Raw genomic sequence first — 16,288 nt, 5'->3', positions numbered from 1 at the left:
CCGTATAGTCGGTGTAACGGCAGTCGGGTGCCTGCTTCGTATCAAGCAAACCGCGTGCCATGTCGGGGGACGCGGCTGGACAAGCGCGCATGCCGCGTGCGAAAGTAGATTGCCACGCGCCGGCAGGGGCGTGGGCGGCGTTTCGCCGCTACCGTGTGTCGCGTTTCGCGACACTGTCGCGGAACAGGTGTCGCAGAACACCGTCCAAGGAGACATGCATGGCCACTCAATCCGGTCGGCACCCGCTGACGCAAGCGCGCCAGCTGTTCAACCAGCAGGGCGTGGTGCCCGGCGGCCTGGTCGCCGAACCCATCCTGCGATCCTGGCGCCGCTGCGCCGACCTGGGTTTCGACATGCGCGGCAAGCGCCGCGCCGAGCCCATGACCGCCGCCGAATTGCGCGAGGCACGCCAGCGCAACGAGGCCTTGCGGCGGCTGTCCGAACCCGCCATGTCGCTGCTGCGCCGCGAAGGCGGCAGCGACGGCCTGGTGATCCTGTCGGACGCCCAGGGCCTGGTGCTGGACAGCGACGGCGACATCGATTTCGCGCAACGCGCCTCGCGCGTCGCGCTGATGCCCGGGGCGGCCTGGGACGAGGCCGCCGCGGGCACCAACGCCATCGGCACCGCGCTGGTGGAAGGCCGTTCACTGGTGGTGCACGGCGCCGAACACTATTTCGAACCCAACCGCATCCTGACCTGCGCCGCGGTGCCGATCACCGACAGCGAAGGGCGCATGCTGGGCGTGCTGGATCTTTCCAGTCCCGCGCGCGAGGTGCGCCCCGACGTGCTGGCGCTGGTGCGGGCCGCCGTCGACCTGATCGAGCACCGGCTGTTCGACAGCGCGCACGAACCCTGCGCGGTGCTGCGCCTGCATGCCGACCGTTCCGCGCTGGGCACGCCGGGCGAGGCCCTGCTGGCCTTCGAGGGCGATCTGCTGGTGGGCGCCAACCGCCGCGCCATGCAGGTGCTGGGCCTGGCGTCCACAGCGCTGGGCGTCTATCGCTACGCGGACCTGTTCGAGGGCGTCATGGAACAGGCGCCCGACGCGGCCGGGCGGGTGCATGCGCGCGGCGGCGCGGTCTACCACGCGCGCCTGCGCCTGCCCCGGTCGCGGCCGCCGGTCGCCCCGCAACCGGCGCTGCGCCTGCCGGCCACGCCCGCGCTGCCGGCGCCCCTGGTCCAGCGCGATGCCGCCAGTTTCGACGCGGCCACGCTGGGCGCGCTGGCGCGCGCGGTGCATCTGTCGGACGCGGGCGTATCGATCCTGCTGCAGGGCGAGACCGGCGCGGGCAAGGAGGTCTTCGCGCGCCAGTTGCATGCGCGCAGCCGGCGCGCGGCCGGCCCGTTCGTGGCGGTCAATTGCGCCGCGCTGCCCGAAAGCCTGATCGAGTCGGAGCTGTTCGGCTATGAAGACGGCGCGTTCACCGGCGCGCGCCGCCAGGGCAGCAAGGGCCTGCTGCGGCAGGCACACGGGGGCGTGCTGTTCCTGGACGAGATCGGCGACATGCCGCTGGCGCTGCAGGCGCGCCTGTTGCGCGTGCTGCAGTCGCGGGAGGTGTCGCCGCTGGGCGCGGCGCGGCCGGTGGCGGTCGACTTCGCGCTGGTGTGCGCGACCCATCGCGCGCTGGCGCACGATGGCCCGGACGCGCCGGTGCGCCCCGACCTGTACTTCCGGATCGCCGAATACACCGTGACGCTCGCGCCGCTGCGCGCCCGCCCCGACCTGCGCGAATTACTGCGCACGCTGTGGGCCGCGCAGGGCAGCGGGCCGGCGCTGCCGGGGGGCATCGAGGACGCGCTGGCGCAATACGCCTGGCCCGGCAACTATCGCCAGATGGCGGCGGTGCTGCGCACGCTGCACGTGCTGGCGGGCGCGTCCGGCAGGGTCGATGAAGAAATGCTGCCGGCGGACATCCGCGGCATGCCGGCGGCGCAGGCGGCCGCGGGCGCGGCCAGCCTGCAGGCCATGGCCGACGACGCGATCCGCGCGGCGCTGGCCGCGCACGCCGGCAACGTCAGCGCCGCGGCGCGCGCGCTGGGCGTGCACCGCAGCACCTTGTACCGACGCGCGGCGGCGCTGGGGCTGGCACGGCCAGGTTGAACGACGCTGCGTGAACGCGCATGCAAGAGCACGCATGCATCAACACGCAGGCATGAACATGCAAGGACGCCCTGGCGGGCCGCGCCCCGTATCGCGCGTGGCGCGGGACCGGCGGCGGCTCAGCCGACCACGCGCGCCAGCTCGGCGCCCGGGTCCGCGGCGCGCATGAAGGCCTCGCCCACCAGGAAGGCGTCGACCTTGTGCGCGCGCATCAGCTTCACGTCTTCCGGCTTGAGGATGCCGCTTTCCGTCACCACGCGCTTGCCGGCGGGAATGCGCGGCAGCAGATCCAGCGTGTTTTGCAGGCTGGTCTCGAAGGTGCGCAGGTTGCGGTTGTTGATACCCAGCAGCGGCGTCTTCAGCGTCAGCGCGATGTCCAGTTCCTCGGCGTCGTGCACTTCCACCAGCACGTCCATGCCCAGTTCCATGGCCAGCGTTTCCATCTCGCGCAGTTGCGTGGGCGTGAGCGCGGCGACGATCAGCAGCACGCAGTCGGCGCCCATCGCGCGCGCGGCGATGATCTGGTAGGGATCGATCACGAAGTCCTTGCGCAGCACCGGCAGCGAGCAGGCCGCGCGCGCCTGGCGCAGGTGGTCGTGCGAGCCCTGGAAGAACTGCACGTCGGTCAGCACCGACAGGCAGGCGGCGCCGTGCACGGCATAGGAGGCCGCGATTTCAGCCGGTTGAAAGGTGTCGCGCAGCACGCCCTTGGAGGGCGAGGCCTTCTTGATTTCGGCGATGACGCCGGCCTTGCCCTGCGAGATCTTGTCTTCGATGGCCTGGGCGAAGCCGCGCACGTCCTGGCGCGCCTGCGCTTCGCGCAGGACTTCGGCTTCGCTGCGCATCTGGCGGGCGGCGGCGACTTCCTCGACCTTGACGGCGAGGATCTTCGCGAGAATATCGTTCATTTCTGGAATTTCCGGGTATATGCGCAGAAATCTTCCAGCTTGGCTCGCGCCGCACCGGTGGAAATCAGTTCAAATGCTAGCGCTAACGCTGCGGGAATGGAATCGGCTTTATTGCCTGCGTAAATGGCGAGACCCGCATTCAGCGCGACGATGTCGCGGGCGGTGCCCTCGACATTGTCCAGCGCCTCTATGACAAGCTCGCGCGATTGCTCGCGATTGGACACCTTGATGCTGCGGTTGGACATCATGGATAGCCCGTAGTCCTCGGGGTGGATCTCGTACTCGCTGACCTTGCCGTCCTTGAGTTCGCCCACCATGGTGGCGCCGCCCAGCGAGGCCTCGTCCATGCCGTCCTTGCCATGCACCACCAGCACGTGGCGCGAGCCCAGGCGTTCCAGCACGCGCACCTGGATGCCGACCAGGTCGGGGTGGAACACGCCCATCAACTGGTTGGCGGCGCCGGCCGGGTTGGTCAGCGGGCCGAGGATGTTGAAGATGGTGCGCACCGCCAGTTCCTTGCGGACCGCGGCCACGTTCTTCATGGCGCCGTGATGGGCGGGCGCGAACATGAAGCCGATGCCGGTGGCCTGGATGCACTCGGCCACCTGCTCGGGCGTCAGCACCAGGTTGGCGCCCAGGGCTTCCAGCACGTCTGCGCTGCCGCTCGACGAGGACGCGCTGCGGTTGCCGTGCTTGGCGATCGGCACGCCGGCCGCCGCCGCCACGAACATGGCGGTGGTGGAGATGTTGAAGGTGTGGCTGCCGTCGCCGCCGGTGCCGCACATGTCGAGCAGGTCTTCGGGGTTGGGCGTGACCACCGGCGTGGCGAATTCGCGCATGACCTGCGCGGCCGCGGTGATTTCACCCACCGTTTCCTTTTTCACGCGCAGACCCATCAGCAGGGCGCTTGCGATCTGCGGCGACATCTCGCCGCGCATCAGCATGCGCATCAGATGCAGCATTTCGTCGTGGAAAATTTCGCGGTGTTCGATACAGCGCGTCAGCGCTTCGGAGGGGGAGATCGTCACGGTGCGTCCTTCTTAGGCGAGGTTCAGGAAATTGCGCAGCAGGGCGTGGCCGTGTTCGCTGAGCACGGATTCGGGGTGGAACTGTACTCCGTACAGGGGCAGCGTCTTGTGGCGCACGCCCATGATGTCGCCGTCCGGCGCCGTGGCGGTCACGGCCAGGCACTCGGGCAGCGTCGCCGGGTCGATGGTCAGCGAGTTGTAGCGGATGACAGTGTACGGCGTCGGCAGGTCGGTGAAGATGTCCGTCCCGGTATGCGAGATGCGCACGGTCTTGCCGTGCATGATCTGCTGGGCGCGGACGATGTTGCCGCCGTAGGCGGCGCCGATGGCCTGGTGGCCCAGGCATACGCCCAGGATCGGCTTTTTGCCGGCGAAGGCCTGGATGACGGGCACCGAGATGCCGGCCTCGGCCGGCGAGCACGGGCCGGGCGACACGCAGATGCGGTCGGGGTTGAGCGCGGCGATCTCTTCCAGGGTGATCTGGTCGTTGCGCGCCACGCGCACGTCCTCGCCCAGTTCACCGAAGTACTGGACCAGGTTGTAGGTAAACGAGTCGTAGTTGTCGATCATCAGCAGCATTTTTTTCTCCAGGCGGGCCGATTCGCGGCCCGGGGCGGTCATCGGGGCGGCGGGCGTCTCAGATGGGCTCGTCCAGGCCGTGCTGGACCTGCTCGGCGGCGCGCAGCACGGCGCGGGCCTTGGCCTCGGTCTCGGCCCATTCGGCTTCGGGGTTGGAGTCGGCGACGATGCCGGCGGCGGCCTGCACGTACAGCGTGCCGTCCTTGATGACGCCGGTGCGGATGGCGATGGCCACGTCCATTTCGCCGCCGTAGCTGAGGTAGCCGGCCGCGCCGCCGTAGATGCCGCGGCGCACGGGCTCGAGCTCGTCGATGATCTTCATGGCCTCGACCTTGGGCGCGCCGGTCAGGGTGCCGGCCGGGAACGAGGCGCGCAGCACGTCCATGCTGCTCATGCCCGGGTTCAGGTTGCCGGTGACGTTGGACACCAGGTGCATCACGTGCGAATAGCGCTCGATCACCATGGTGTCGCTGACCTTGACCGAACCCACCTCGGCGACGCGGCCGACGTCGTTGCGGGCCAGGTCGATCAGCATCACGTGCTCGGCCACTTCCTTGGGGTCGGCCTTGAGCTCGGCGGCCAGGGCGGCGTCTTCCTCGGGCGTGGCGCCGCGCTTGCGGGTGCCGGCCAGCGGGCGGATGGTGACCTGCGACTTGGGCGCGCCGTCCACCACCACGCGCTCCTGGCGCACCAGGATCTCGGGCGACGCGCCCACCACCTGGAAATCACCGAAGTTCCAGAAGTACATGTAGGGGGAGGGATTGAGCGACCGCAGGGCGCGGTACAGCGAGAGGGGGGAGTCGCGGAACGGCTTGGCGATGACCTGGCCGATCTGCACCTGCATCAGGTCGCCGGCGGCGATGTGTTCCTTGGCGCGGTGCACGGCCGCCAGGTAGTCTTCTTTCTTGAAGTCGCGCCGCTCTTCGGTCTGCATGCTGGCGTGGCTGTAGGGAATTTCCACCGGGCGTCGCAGGCGCGCGCGCAGGTCGTGCAGGCGCTGCTGGGCGCGGCTGTAGCTTTCGGGCTGGCCCGGATCGGCGTAGACCATCAGGTAGATGCGGCCGGCCAGGTTGTCGACGATGACCAGTTCGTCCACGTGCATCAGCATCAGGTCGGGCGTGCCGCCTTCCATGCCGGCCGGGAACGGCTTCACGGCGGGGCCCAGGCACGGTTCGATGTGGCGCACGGTGTCGTAGCCGAAGTAGCCGGCCAGGCCGCCGCAGAAGCGCGGCATGCCGGGGCGCAGGGCCACCTTGAAGCGGGCCTGGTACTGCTCGATGAAGGCCAGCGGGTCGCCGTCATGGGTTTCCACGACCTTGCCGTCGTGCAGCACTTCGGTGCGGGTGCCGCTGGCGCGGATCACGGTACGGGCCGGCAGGCCGATGAACGAATAGCGGCCGAAGCGCTCGCCGCCCACCACCGACTCCATCAGGCAGGTCATGCGGCCGGCCTGCGGGCCGGCGTGGGCCAGCTTCAGGTAGATGCCCAGCGGGGTGTCCAGGTCGGCGTAGGTCTCGGCCACCAGCGGGATGCGGTTGTAGCCTTGGGCGGCGAGGGCTTTGAATTCGATTTCGGTCATGGCGGGTCTCGTGGGCGATGGGTATCTGCTTGGGACCGGGCGCACAACAAAAAGCCCGGTCCAGGTTACTGGTTCCGGGCTTGGCTCTGTGTTCTACACAGTATCGGCGCTGGGAGGCGGGGACGCGTCCAGGGCCGGGAAGGGAATCATCGCCACCCGGAAGACAAACGCCACCAGCGCCACGAGGCGCCGAGCATTTGGTTCTGGATGGAAACGTTCATCAGGTGATAGCGGTTCGATAGTCAGGTATGCCGTCAAGGGCGCGGACCCCGGCTTCAGGCCTGGGCTTTCGCGGCGTTCTGGTTCTGATTCCAGAGCTCCACCCACTGGGCGGCGTTGACGAGCGTGTCCACTATACCATCGACATCGAGCTCGCGCACGTCACGGCCTTCGTTGTAACCGTAAGGCACCACCAGCACCTGGGTGCCGGCGCTGCGGCCGGCCTGGGCGTCGTTGATGGAATCGCCGATGGTGACGGCCTCGGCCACCGTCACGCCCAGCAGCTCGCAGGCGTGCAGCACCTGGTCGGGGTCGGGCTTGCGGCGGGCGCAGGTGTCGCCGCACACCACCGCGTCGAAGAACCCGGCCAGGCCGGTGCGTTGCAGCAGCGGCAGGGTGAATTCGGTGGGCTTGTTGGTGACCACGGCCAGTTTCAGGCCCTGGTCGCGCATGTGCTTGAGCCCTTCCATGACGCCCGGGTAGACCTGGGCGCGTTCGCCGTTGACCAGGTGATAGTGGCGGTAGAAGGCCTCGCGCGCCCGGGCGAAGTCCTCGGGCGAGGGGTCGGCGGCGTCCAGGCTGCCGGCCAGGCTGCGGCGCACCAGATTGTCCACCCCCTTGCCGACGAAGGTGGCCACGACATCCTCGCGCAGCGCGATCATGCCGAGTTCCACGCGCATGGCGTTGGCCGCGAAGGCCAGGTCGGGGATGGAGTCGAGCAGGGTGCCGTCCAGGTCCAGCAGCGCGGCGCGGAAGGGAGTCATGGCGGGGTTCCTCAGACGGCGGTGGTTTCGCCGATGGCGATCTGCTCGCGCATGGACTTGATGATGCCGGGGTAGTCGGGCTTGCCGAAGATGGCCGAGCCGGCCACGAAGGTGTCGGCGCCGGCGCGGCGGATTTCGGCGATGTTGTCGATCTTCACGCCGCCGTCCACCTGCAGCACGATTTCGTGGCCGCCAGCCTGGGTCCAGGCGTCGATGCGGGCGCGGGCCTCGCGCAGCTTGGTCAGCGCGCCGGGGATGAAGCTCTGGCCGCCGAAGCCGGGGTTGACCGACATGATCAGCACCAGGTCGACCTTGTCCATGACGTGGTCCAGGTACGACAGGGGCGTGGCGGGGTTGAACACCAGGCCGGCCTTACAGCCGTTCTCGCGGATCAGCGACAGGGTGCGGTCGACGTGGCGGCTGGCTTCCGGGTGGAAGCTGATGTAGTTGGCGCCGGCCTTGGCGAACATCGGCACCAGGGCGTCCACCGGCTCGACCATGAGGTGCACGTCGATCGGCACGGAAACATGGGGACGGATCGCCGCGCAGACCATCGGGCCGATGGTCAGGTTGGGCACGTAGTGATTGTCCATCACATCGAAATGGATCCAGTCGGCGCCGGCGGCGACCACGTCACGCACTTCCTCGCCCAGGCGGGCGAAGTCGGCGGACAGGATGCTGGGGGTGATGCGGGTGGTGGTAGACATGGTGTTCGGGGTGGGTGAAGGCATAATGTGCCATTATTGCAGCTTGCTCGTGCCACACAGGAAAGGACTGTGAAACCCTACGACCTGAGCGTCTCTGTCACTCCGCGCTTCGTGCCTGAACAGTCCGATCCCGGCGAGCAGCAATTCGTGTTCGCCTATACCGTGCGCATCACCAACACCGGGGAACATCCGGCCCAGGTGATCAGCCGCCACTGGATTATCACCGATGGCAACCAGCGCGTGCAGGAAGTGCGCGGGCTGGGCGTCGTGGGCCAGCAGCCCCTGCTGGCGCCCGGCGAGACCTTCGAGTACACCAGCGGCTGTCCCCTGCCCACGCCGGTCGGGACGATGCGCGGCACCTACCATTGCGTCGGCGAGAACGGCATCCCGTTCGAAGTGCCGATATCCGAATTCGTCCTGGCCATGCCGCGCACGCTGCACTGACGGGGCGCGGTCATACGTTGTACGGTTTTCCATCTGCTCATGAAGCGCATTCTTAGCCTGTCCGTGCTGTCGGTCCTGCTGGCGGCATGTACCACCCCTTCCGAGATTCCGCCCGAATCCGGCGAACCCGGCGCGTCCGGCGCCCGCCCGGCCTCCGTCGACGGCCCGCTGGTGGTGCCGGCGCTGTCGTCCCTTCCCGATACGCCGCCGCGCGCCCTGGCCGGCAAGTACAAGGCCGGCACCTGGGCCGAGATGCCGGGCTGGACCAATGACGATCTGGCGCAGATCTGGCCCCTGTTTCTGCGCAATTGCAAGGGGCTGATGCGCCCGACCAGCGGCAACCTGGCCGCGCCGGCGCGCGCCACACCGCGCGCCTGGCAGCCGGTGTGCGCCGCGGCGGCTGATCCTTCGCGGGCGCCGGCCGCCAACGACCCCGAGGGCGTGCGCCGCTTCCTGCAGACCTACCTGCAACCCTGGCGCCTGAACGCGGCCGACGGCAAGCCGGCCACCAACACCGTCACCGGCTATTACGAGCCGCTGGTGCGCGGTTCGCGCCGCCAGGGCGGCAACTATCAATGGCCCCTGTACGCGGTGCCGGCCGACCTGCTGACCATCGACCTGGGGTCGGTCTATCCGGAACTGGCTGGCAAGCGCGTGCGCGGCAAGCTCGACGGCAAGCGCGTGGTGCCCTATGACACCCGCGCGGCCATCGAGTCGACCGGCCGCCGCCCGCCGGTGGTGGTGTGGGTCGACGACCCGGTCGACAACTTCTTCCTGCAGGTGCAGGGCTCGGGCCGCGTGCTGCTGACCGACGGCCCCGACAGCGGCAAGACCATCCGCGTGGCCTACGCCGACCATAACGGCCAGCCCTACGTGTCCATCGGCCGCTGGCTGGCGGACCGCGGCGAGCTGTCGGCCGACCAGGCCTCGATGCAGAACATCCGCGCGTGGGCGCAGCGCAATCCCAAGCGCGTGCCCGAGATGCTCAACGCCAACCCGGCGGTGGTGTTCTTCCGCGAAGAGCCGGTGATCGACCCCGAACTCGGCCCCAAGGGCGCCTATGGCGTCAACCTGGCGCCGAAACGCGCGATCGCGGTGGACGCCGGCTTCGTGCCGCTGGGCACGCCGGTGTTCCTGGCCACCACCTTCCCGGCCTCCGACCGGCCGTTGCAGCGCCTGGTGTTCGCGCAGGACACCGGCACCGCCATCCGCGGCGCGGCGCGCGCCGACTTCTACTGGGGCTACGGCGACGAGGCCGGCCAGCAGGCCGGGCGCATGAAGCAGCGCGGCCAGATGTGGCTGCTGTGGCCGAAACAGGCCGGGGAGCCGAGCGCAAGATGACACACCAGATCGTGGTTTGCGGGGCCGGCATCGTCGGCCTGTCCTCGGCCCTGGCGCTGGCCCGCCGCGGCCAGCGCGTGGCCCTGCTGGCGCCGCGCATGAGCGTGCCGCCGGCCGATCCCAACCATTACCACGCGCGCGTCTACGCCATTTCGCCCGCGAGCCAGCGTTTCCTGGCCGAGCTGGGCGTGTGGGACGCGCTGCCGTCGGCCCGCCTGACGCCGGTGCAGGCCATGGAGATCCATGGCGACGCCGATGGCCTGGTACACCTGAATGCCTGGCAGGCGGCCTTGCCGCAACTGGCCTGGATCGTCGAGTCCGGCGAGATCGAGCGGGTGCTGATCCAGGCCGTGCGCATGTTCGGCATCCCCTGGCTGGAAGACCGCTGCACCGGCTACCAGGCTGGCACGGTGGAAACCGAGAGCGGCGCCCGCATCCAGGCCGAATTGTTCGTCGGCGCCGATGGCGCCGCTTCGCCGCTGCGCACCGCCGCCGGCCTCAAGCACGACGCCGTGTCCTACCACGACACCGGGCTGGTGGTGAACCTGGACGCCGAGCGCGCCCACCAGGGCACCGCCTTCCAGTGGTTCCGCGACGACGGCGTGCTGGCGCTGCTGCCGCTGCCGGACACGGCCGACGGCCCGCAGGTGTCGATGGTCTGGTCGATGCGCGACGCGCAGGCCCGGGAGTTGCTGGCGCTGCCGGCCGAGGAGCAGGCCGCGCGGCTCGAATCGATGCTGGAACACGCGGCGCAGGGCCGCCTGGGCCGCCTGAAGGTGCGCAGCACGCTGCACGGTTTCCCGCTGACGCTGGAGCGCGCCCAGATGGTGGCGCCCGGCATCGCGCTGGCCGGCGACGCGGCGCATCGCCTGCACCCGCTGGCCGGGCAGGGCCTGAACCTGGGCCTGGGCGACGTCGAGGCGCTGGCCCGCACCGTGGCCGGACGCGAACCCTACCGCCAGGCCGGCGACCTGCGCGTGCTGCACCGTTACCAGCGCGCCCGCGCCGAGCCGGTGCTGGCGTTGCGGCTGGCCACCGACGGCTTGCACAAGCTGTTCGGCTCGCGCGCCACGCCGTTGGTGTGGCTGCGCAATGCCGGCATGCACTGGGTCGAGCGCGCGCCGCTGGTCAAGCGGCGCCTGATCGCCGGCGCATCGACGAATTAGGGACCGGTCCCCGGGGGGCGGAACCCGCCCGCGGCGGGCGTGTCTGATTCCCTGAAGGCCGGCCCGGGCCGGGCGCCGGATCGGTTACGCTTTCGGCCATCGAAGGCGAGACGTCACAAATACAGGAGTCCCCATGAATTTCCGTTTTTCCGCCGTGCTGGCGGCCTGCTTCATGGCCGCCGGGCTGGGCCTGTCGGCCGGCGCCCAGGCGCAGGCCAGCGGCGACAAGTCCGTCTCCACCAATTCGGTCGGCAAGGCGGACAAGGGCGGCAAGAGCTATTCCACCACCCAGGTGGCGCCGGCGGACCCCGTGGCGGACGCGGTCAAGGAACGTTTCAAGCAGCGCTTCACCGGCATGGACGTGACCGCCGTGCGCCGCACGCCCTACGGCCTGTTCGAGGTGCAGTTGGGCATGGATCTGCTGTACACCGATGAAAAGGTGACCTGGGTCATGGAAGGGCCGTTGATCGACGCCATGACGCGCCGCGACGTCACCCGCGAGGCGCAGGAAAAGCTCGGCTCCATCCCGTTCGACCAATTGCCGCTGGACCTGGCCATCAAGCAGGTCAAGGGCGACGGCTCGCGCAAGGTCGCCATTTTCGAAGACCCCAACTGCGGCTACTGCAAGCAGTTGCGCAAGACGCTCGAGGACGTCGACAACCTCACCGTCTATACCTTCCTGTACCCGATCCTGTCGCCGGACTCGAACACCAAGGTGCGCGACGTCTGGTGCGCGCCGGACCCGGGCAAGGCCTGGGACGACTGGATGCTGCGCGGCCAGAAGCCGGCCACCGCCAATTGCAGCGTGCCCGAGGACAAGCTGCTGGCGCTGGGCAAGCAACTGATGGTGCGCGGCACCCCCACCTTGTTCTTCGCCGACGGCACGCGCATCAGCGGCGCGCTGCCGCTGGACCAGCTCAAGGCACGACTGAACTGACCGGCGCGGGTCGCGTCGGCCGGGCGGCTGGCGCGGCGAGCGCCACGCCACCCGGAGACAGACTTGAAAATCGCAATACTCGACGATTACCACGACGTTGCCAAACGCTACGCGGACTGGGGTTCCCTGGGCGGCGACGCCGAAGTGCGGATCTTCAACAACTTCATCCCCGACGAGCAGGTCGAGGCCACGCTCGAACCCTTCGACGTGATCGTGGCCATGCGCGAGCGCACGCCGTTCCCGGCCGACCGCATCCGCGCGCTGCCCAACCTGCGCCTGCTGGTCACCACCGGCATGCGCAACAACGCCATCGACATGCCGGCCTGCGCCGCGCAGGGCATCGTGGTCAGTGGCGCGCCTGGCAGCGCCGACGCCAACACCGCCACCGCCGAACTGGCGTGGGCCCACATCCTGGGCCTGTTCAAGCACCTGCCCGCCGAAGACGCCGCCATGCGCCGCGGCATGTGGCAGACCGGCATGCCCGAGCCGCTGGCCGGCAAGCGCCTGGGCGTGCTGGGACTGGGCAAGTTGGGCGCGGCGGTGGCCAAGGTGGGCCTCGCGTTTGGCATGGACGTGGTGGCCTGGAGCCCCAACCTGACCGACGAGCGCGCCGCCGAGGCGGGGGTCACGCGGGTGGACAAGCACGAACTGTTCGCCACCTCCGACGTGGTCAGCCTGCACCTGATCCTGTCCGACCGCAGCCGCCACATCGTCGACGCCGCGGCGCTGGCCGCGATGAAGCCGACGGCCTACCTGGTGAACACCTCGCGCGCCGGGCTGGTGGACCAGGAAGCCCTGATGGACGCGCTGGTGAAGTTCCGCATCGCCGGCGCCGGCCTGGACGTGTATCCGGAAGAGCCGCTATCGCCCACCGACAGCGTGCGCGACCTGGACAACGTCATCCTGACGCCGCACCTGGGCTACGTCAGCCGCGAGAACTTCGAGGCCTTCTACCGCAATGCGCTGGAGGCCGTGAAGGCCTGGCGCGCCGGCCAGCCGGTGAGGGTGCTGAACGCCTGAGCGCCACTATGGAAAAGGCCCCGGTATTTCGCCCCTCGTGGGTCGGAACATCGGGGCCTTTTGCTATCCACGCCGCGCGCGGACAGGGCGGCGTTCAGCCGCGCGTGAAGGTCACTTTCTTTTCGACGATGCCAGCGGCGTCGGGCGTGGCGGGCGTATCGCCACAGGCTTCGTCCGCCTCATCCGACGGATCGACCGTGTCGAACGCGGTGTCGCCGTTGGCGTCCGGCACGCCGGTCGGCTTGAGGCCGACGAAGTCGAACAGGTCGCGGTCCATCAGGTGCGACGGCACCACGCGTGACAGCGCGTTGAAGACGTTCCACGAGCGGCCCGGGTGCTCCTTGTCCCATTGCTTGATCATGCGGCCGACTTCCTTGCGCTTCAGGTTTTCCTGGGAGCCGCACAGGTTGCAGGGGATGATCGGGAACTGCTTGAGTTCGGCGTAGGCGATCAGGTCGGTTTCCGGCACGTAGGCGAGCGGGCGGATGACGGTGTGGCGGCCGTCGTCGGACACCAGCTTGGGCGGCATGCCCTTGGCCTTGCCGCCGTAGAACAGGTTCAGGAAGAACGTGCCCAGGATGTCGTCGCGGTGATGGCCGAGCGCGATCTTGGTGGCGCCCAGTTCCGAGGCCACGCGGTACAGGATGCCGCGGCGCAGGCGCGAACAGAGCGAGCACATCGTCTTGCCCTCTTCGAGCACGCGCGTGACGATGGAATAGGTATCCTGCGTCTCGATGTGGAACGGCACGCCCAGTTCGGTCAGGTAGCGCGGCAGGATGTCGGCCGGAAAGCCGGGTTGCTTCTGGTCCAGGTTGACCGCGATCAGTTCGAACCGGAACGGCGCGCGCTTTTGCAACTGGAGCAGGATGTCCAGCATGGCGTAGGAGTCCTTGCCGCCCGACAGGCACACCATGACGCGGTCGCCCGCCTCGATCATGTTGTAGTCGGAGAGGGCGCGGGTGGTCTCGCGCGCCAGGCGCTTGGTGAGCTTGTTGCCTTCGTGGCGGGCCTTCTTGTCGTCGGGGCCGGCCACGGAGACGGCGCGGGTCGGCGCCGCCGCGTCAGGAGAGTCCGCCACGGTGCGGATGTCGGGGGAGGCGATATCGTTCATGGTCAACGCGAGATCTGGATTTCCACGCCCACCGCCGCACAGTCGGAGAAGGCCATGGGCTTGCTGATGCGCAGGCGCAGCGAGCGGATTTCATGGAAGTCGGCCAACAGGCGCGCGGCGACTTGTTCCACCAGGGTTTCGATCAGGTTCACGTGCGCCTGGGTGCATTCCTCGACGATGGCCTCGCGCAGGCGGCGATAGTCCAGCACGCTGTGGATATCGTGGTCGTCGACCGCGCGCTGGATGTCGACGTCGAACTCGGCATCGACGTGCAGCGGCTGGGTGGCGCGGCGTTCATGTTCGAGGATGCCGATGCGGGCGTCGAGCGCGAGCCCGGATAGGATGATGCGGCGAGTGGGCATGATGAAAACCTGGGTGGAATCCCGGAATTGTAAGGCGGCGGCGGACCGGGCCGGCGCGCTGGCTACAATTCGGCCATGGCCGGACGCCCGCGTGGGGGCGGCGACGGCAAACAAGGGATGAAATGCAACAGATGCACGATGCGGTCATTGTAGGCGGCGGCCCGGCCGGCGCCTCCTGCGCCCTCTGGCTGGCCCGGCTGGGCCTGGCGCCGTTGCTGGTCGAGGCAAGCAGCCGCCTGGGCGGCCTGGCCGTGGACAACCCCTTCGCCGACGACTGGATCGCGGTGCTGCCCGGCATGACCGGCCAGCAGGTGGCCGCCAATATCGATACCAGCGTGCGCGCCGCCGGCGTTCCGCTGCGCCTGGACACCCGGGTGACGGCGGTGCGGCCCTGCAAGGGCGGCATCGAGGCGACCCTTTCCGACGCCAATGGGGACGTATCGCTGGCGCGCGGCCGCACCCTGGTGATCGCCTCGGGCGTGCGCGCCAAGGGCTTTCCGGAACATCCGCCGGGCTCGCAGTGGCCGGGGGTGCTGATCGGGCCGGGTTCGCCGATCGTGGCGCAGGATTACTCCGGCCTGTCGGTGGCGGTGCTGGGGGGCGGCGACAACGCCTTCGAGAACTACGTCTATGTGCGCAACCGCGGCGCCCGCGCCGTGCACCTGTACGCCCGCAGCGTGCGCGCCCAGCAGCAGTGGGTGCTGCGCGCCGGCAAGGAAGGCGTGCGCATCGGTCCGTACCAGGTCGATCCGGCCACCCGCAGCGTCGACGGCCAGCGCTACGACCTGATCCTGGTGTTCTACGGCTGGGAGCCGCAGGCCGCGTTCGCCGACGGCCTGCAACTGGCGCGCGACGAGCGTGGCTACATCCGCACCGATTTCGCCACCGCCGAGACCAGCGTGCCGGACATCTACGCCATCGGCGAGGTGGCTCACCGCATGCATCCCTGCGTGGTCACGTCGATGGCGGACGGCGTGGTGGCGGCCAAGGCGATCCAGCGGCGCTGGGAACGCGCCGGGGAATAACGCCGGGGCCGTTGTGCGGCGCCGCTGACATCAGGCCCGTCGACGCCGCCATCGCGTCGCCGAATGTCCGACCCTGCAAACGGCCGGCATCGGGCGACGCGCCCGGGCCTCAGCGCGCCAGCAGGAATCCCAGCACCGCGTCGCGGAATTCATCCGGCCGCTCGATGTTGGACAGGTGCACCGCCTCCAACAGCAGCCACTGCGCGCCCGGCACGGTCGCGGCGATCTGTTCGCCATGGCTGGCGGCCGTGACGGTGTCGTCGCGGCCCGCGATCACCAGCGTCGGCCGCGGAATCAGCGCGATGGTGCGGCGCAGGTCGGCGTCGCGCACCGCGGCGAACGCGCCCGCCAGGCCTTGCGGATCGGTGTTCAGCAGCATGTCGCGGAAGGTGTCGATGACCGGCCCGCCGGCGCGCAGCATCGACGCCGGGAACCAGTTCGCCAGGAACGTCTCGGCGGCCTGTGTCATGTCCGGCGCCCGCAGCGTGGTGGCGATGCGTTCATCCCACTGCGGCGCGGGGCCGAGATAGGGCGAGGTGTTGGCCAGGATCAGGCGGTCGATGCGCTCGGGCGCATGCACGCCCAGCCATTGCCCGATGATGCCGCCCAGCGACAGGCCGAGGAAGTGGGCGCGCGTCACGTCCAGCGCATCGAACAGCTCCAGCACGTCGCGGCCGAGCCGGTCCAGCGAGTAGGCGCCGGCAGGCACGCTGGAATTGCCATGTCCGCGGGTATCGAAGCGCAGCACGCGGAAATGCCGCGCCAGCGCCGGCACCAGGTCGTCCCACATGTGCAGCGTGGTGCCGATGGAGTTGGACAAGGCCAGCAGCGGCAGGCCGGCATCGCCGTCCCAGCGGTAGGCGATGCGGGCGCCGTCGCCCGTGGTGATGAAAGTCGTGTCGGCAGGCATGATGAGCGTCCTGTTCATGAAGGAGATGCGAGGCCTGGAGCGGATGTCGCGCTCATCTGCCGGGCCGGGCAACGGGGTAGTCGTTG

16 protein-coding genes are annotated in these 16,288 nt (G+C 69.2%); 7 read left to right on the top strand and 9 right to left on the bottom strand.

The window, feature by feature from the left end; translation table 11 throughout:
* The first annotated feature begins 218 nt into the window (after positions 1-218).
* On the top strand, positions 219-2,102 hold the full coding sequence (locus HV783_RS10025; protein WP_175167229.1) for a sigma-54-dependent Fis family transcriptional regulator: 1,884 nt from the start codon (positions 219-221) through the stop codon (positions 2,100-2,102).
* Positions 2,103-2,221: 119 nt separating this feature from the next.
* Here the strand turns inward: HV783_RS10025 and trpC are convergent, their stop codons facing one another.
* From trpC to rpe, 6 genes are all read right to left on the bottom strand, one after another.
* Positions 2,222-3,010 carry an indole-3-glycerol phosphate synthase TrpC gene (trpC, locus tag HV783_RS10020; RefSeq protein WP_175189064.1) on the bottom strand — a complete coding sequence of 263 codons (789 nt, stop codon included), beginning with the start codon at positions 3,008-3,010 and terminating at the stop codon, positions 2,222-2,224.
* The gene (trpD, locus tag HV783_RS10015; RefSeq protein ID WP_049070803.1) at positions 3,007-4,038 is read right to left on the bottom strand and encodes an anthranilate phosphoribosyltransferase; all 1,032 of its coding nucleotides are present in this window, start codon (positions 4,036-4,038) and stop codon (positions 3,007-3,009) included. The genes trpC and trpD overlap by 4 nt, the downstream gene beginning before the upstream one ends.
* A 12-nt stretch (positions 4,039-4,050) precedes the next feature.
* Entirely contained in the window at positions 4,051-4,617 is a 567-nt protein-coding gene (locus tag HV783_RS10010) for an aminodeoxychorismate/anthranilate synthase component II (RefSeq protein WP_049077392.1), read from the bottom strand.
* 58 nt (positions 4,618-4,675) lie between these two features.
* Positions 4,676-6,196, bottom strand: a complete 1,521-nt coding sequence (gene trpE / locus HV783_RS10005; RefSeq protein ID WP_024067527.1) for an anthranilate synthase component I — start codon at positions 6,194-6,196, stop codon at positions 4,676-4,678.
* A gap of 275 nt (positions 6,197-6,471) precedes the next feature.
* Positions 6,472-7,179 carry a phosphoglycolate phosphatase gene (locus HV783_RS10000; RefSeq protein WP_026385137.1) on the bottom strand — a complete coding sequence of 236 codons (708 nt, stop codon included), beginning with the start codon at positions 7,177-7,179 and terminating at the stop codon, positions 6,472-6,474.
* 11 nt (positions 7,180-7,190) lie between these two features.
* Positions 7,191-7,910, bottom strand: coding sequence for a ribulose-phosphate 3-epimerase (rpe, locus tag HV783_RS09995; protein ID WP_049070804.1), 720 nt, complete (start codon positions 7,908-7,910; stop codon positions 7,191-7,193).
* 45 nt (positions 7,911-7,955) lie between these two features.
* Here rpe and apaG point away from each other — a divergent pair, with 45 nt between their 5' ends.
* From apaG to HV783_RS09970, 5 genes are all read left to right on the top strand, one after another.
* Positions 7,956-8,330: a Co2+/Mg2+ efflux facilitator ApaG/CorD gene (apaG, locus tag HV783_RS09990; protein ID WP_054503625.1), complete on the top strand. Its 375-nt coding sequence runs from the start codon at positions 7,956-7,958 to the stop codon at positions 8,328-8,330.
* 39 nt (positions 8,331-8,369) lie between these two features.
* The gene (gene mltA / locus HV783_RS09985; protein WP_054503624.1) at positions 8,370-9,671 is read left to right on the top strand and encodes a murein transglycosylase A; all 1,302 of its coding nucleotides are present in this window, start codon (positions 8,370-8,372) and stop codon (positions 9,669-9,671) included.
* Positions 9,668-10,837: a UbiH/UbiF family hydroxylase gene (locus HV783_RS09980; protein WP_049070811.1), complete on the top strand. Its 1,170-nt coding sequence runs from the start codon at positions 9,668-9,670 to the stop codon at positions 10,835-10,837. Before mltA ends, HV783_RS09980 begins: the two co-directional genes overlap by 4 nt.
* 133 nt (positions 10,838-10,970) lie before the next feature.
* The gene (locus HV783_RS09975) at positions 10,971-11,774 is read left to right on the top strand and encodes a DsbC family protein (RefSeq protein ID WP_049070812.1); all 804 of its coding nucleotides are present in this window, start codon (positions 10,971-10,973) and stop codon (positions 11,772-11,774) included.
* Positions 11,775-11,837: 63 nt separating this feature from the next.
* Complete coding sequence (locus HV783_RS09970; RefSeq protein WP_054503622.1) at positions 11,838-12,794, top strand: D-2-hydroxyacid dehydrogenase family protein; 957 nt, start codon at positions 11,838-11,840, stop codon at positions 12,792-12,794.
* A gap of 94 nt (positions 12,795-12,888) precedes the next feature.
* On the opposite strand, the gene ttcA is transcribed toward HV783_RS09970, so the two are convergent.
* Entirely contained in the window at positions 12,889-13,905 is a 1,017-nt protein-coding gene (gene ttcA / locus HV783_RS09965; protein ID WP_254603856.1) for a tRNA 2-thiocytidine(32) synthetase TtcA, read from the bottom strand.
* A 2-nt stretch (positions 13,906-13,907) separates the two neighbouring features.
* Positions 13,908-14,267 carry a dihydroneopterin aldolase gene (folB, locus tag HV783_RS09960; protein ID WP_006386740.1) on the bottom strand — a complete coding sequence of 120 codons (360 nt, stop codon included), beginning with the start codon at positions 14,265-14,267 and terminating at the stop codon, positions 13,908-13,910.
* Positions 14,268-14,389: 122 nt separating this feature from the next.
* On the opposite strand from folB, the gene HV783_RS09955 reads away from it, so the two are divergent.
* Positions 14,390-15,292, top strand: coding sequence for an NAD(P)/FAD-dependent oxidoreductase (locus tag HV783_RS09955; protein ID WP_175189063.1), 903 nt, complete (start codon positions 14,390-14,392; stop codon positions 15,290-15,292).
* 109 nt (positions 15,293-15,401) lie between these two features.
* Here HV783_RS09955 and pcaD read toward each other — a convergent pair whose 3' ends face one another.
* Entirely contained in the window at positions 15,402-16,202 is an 801-nt protein-coding gene (gene pcaD / locus HV783_RS09950; protein ID WP_054503774.1) for a 3-oxoadipate enol-lactonase, read from the bottom strand.
* Positions 16,203-16,288: the final 86 nt, after the last annotated feature.

The organism is Achromobacter dolens (assembly GCF_902859745.1).
Classification (GTDB): Bacteria; Pseudomonadota; Gammaproteobacteria; order Burkholderiales; family Burkholderiaceae_B; genus Achromobacter; species Achromobacter dolens.
This window is presented reverse-complemented; position numbering and strand designations above follow the sequence as displayed.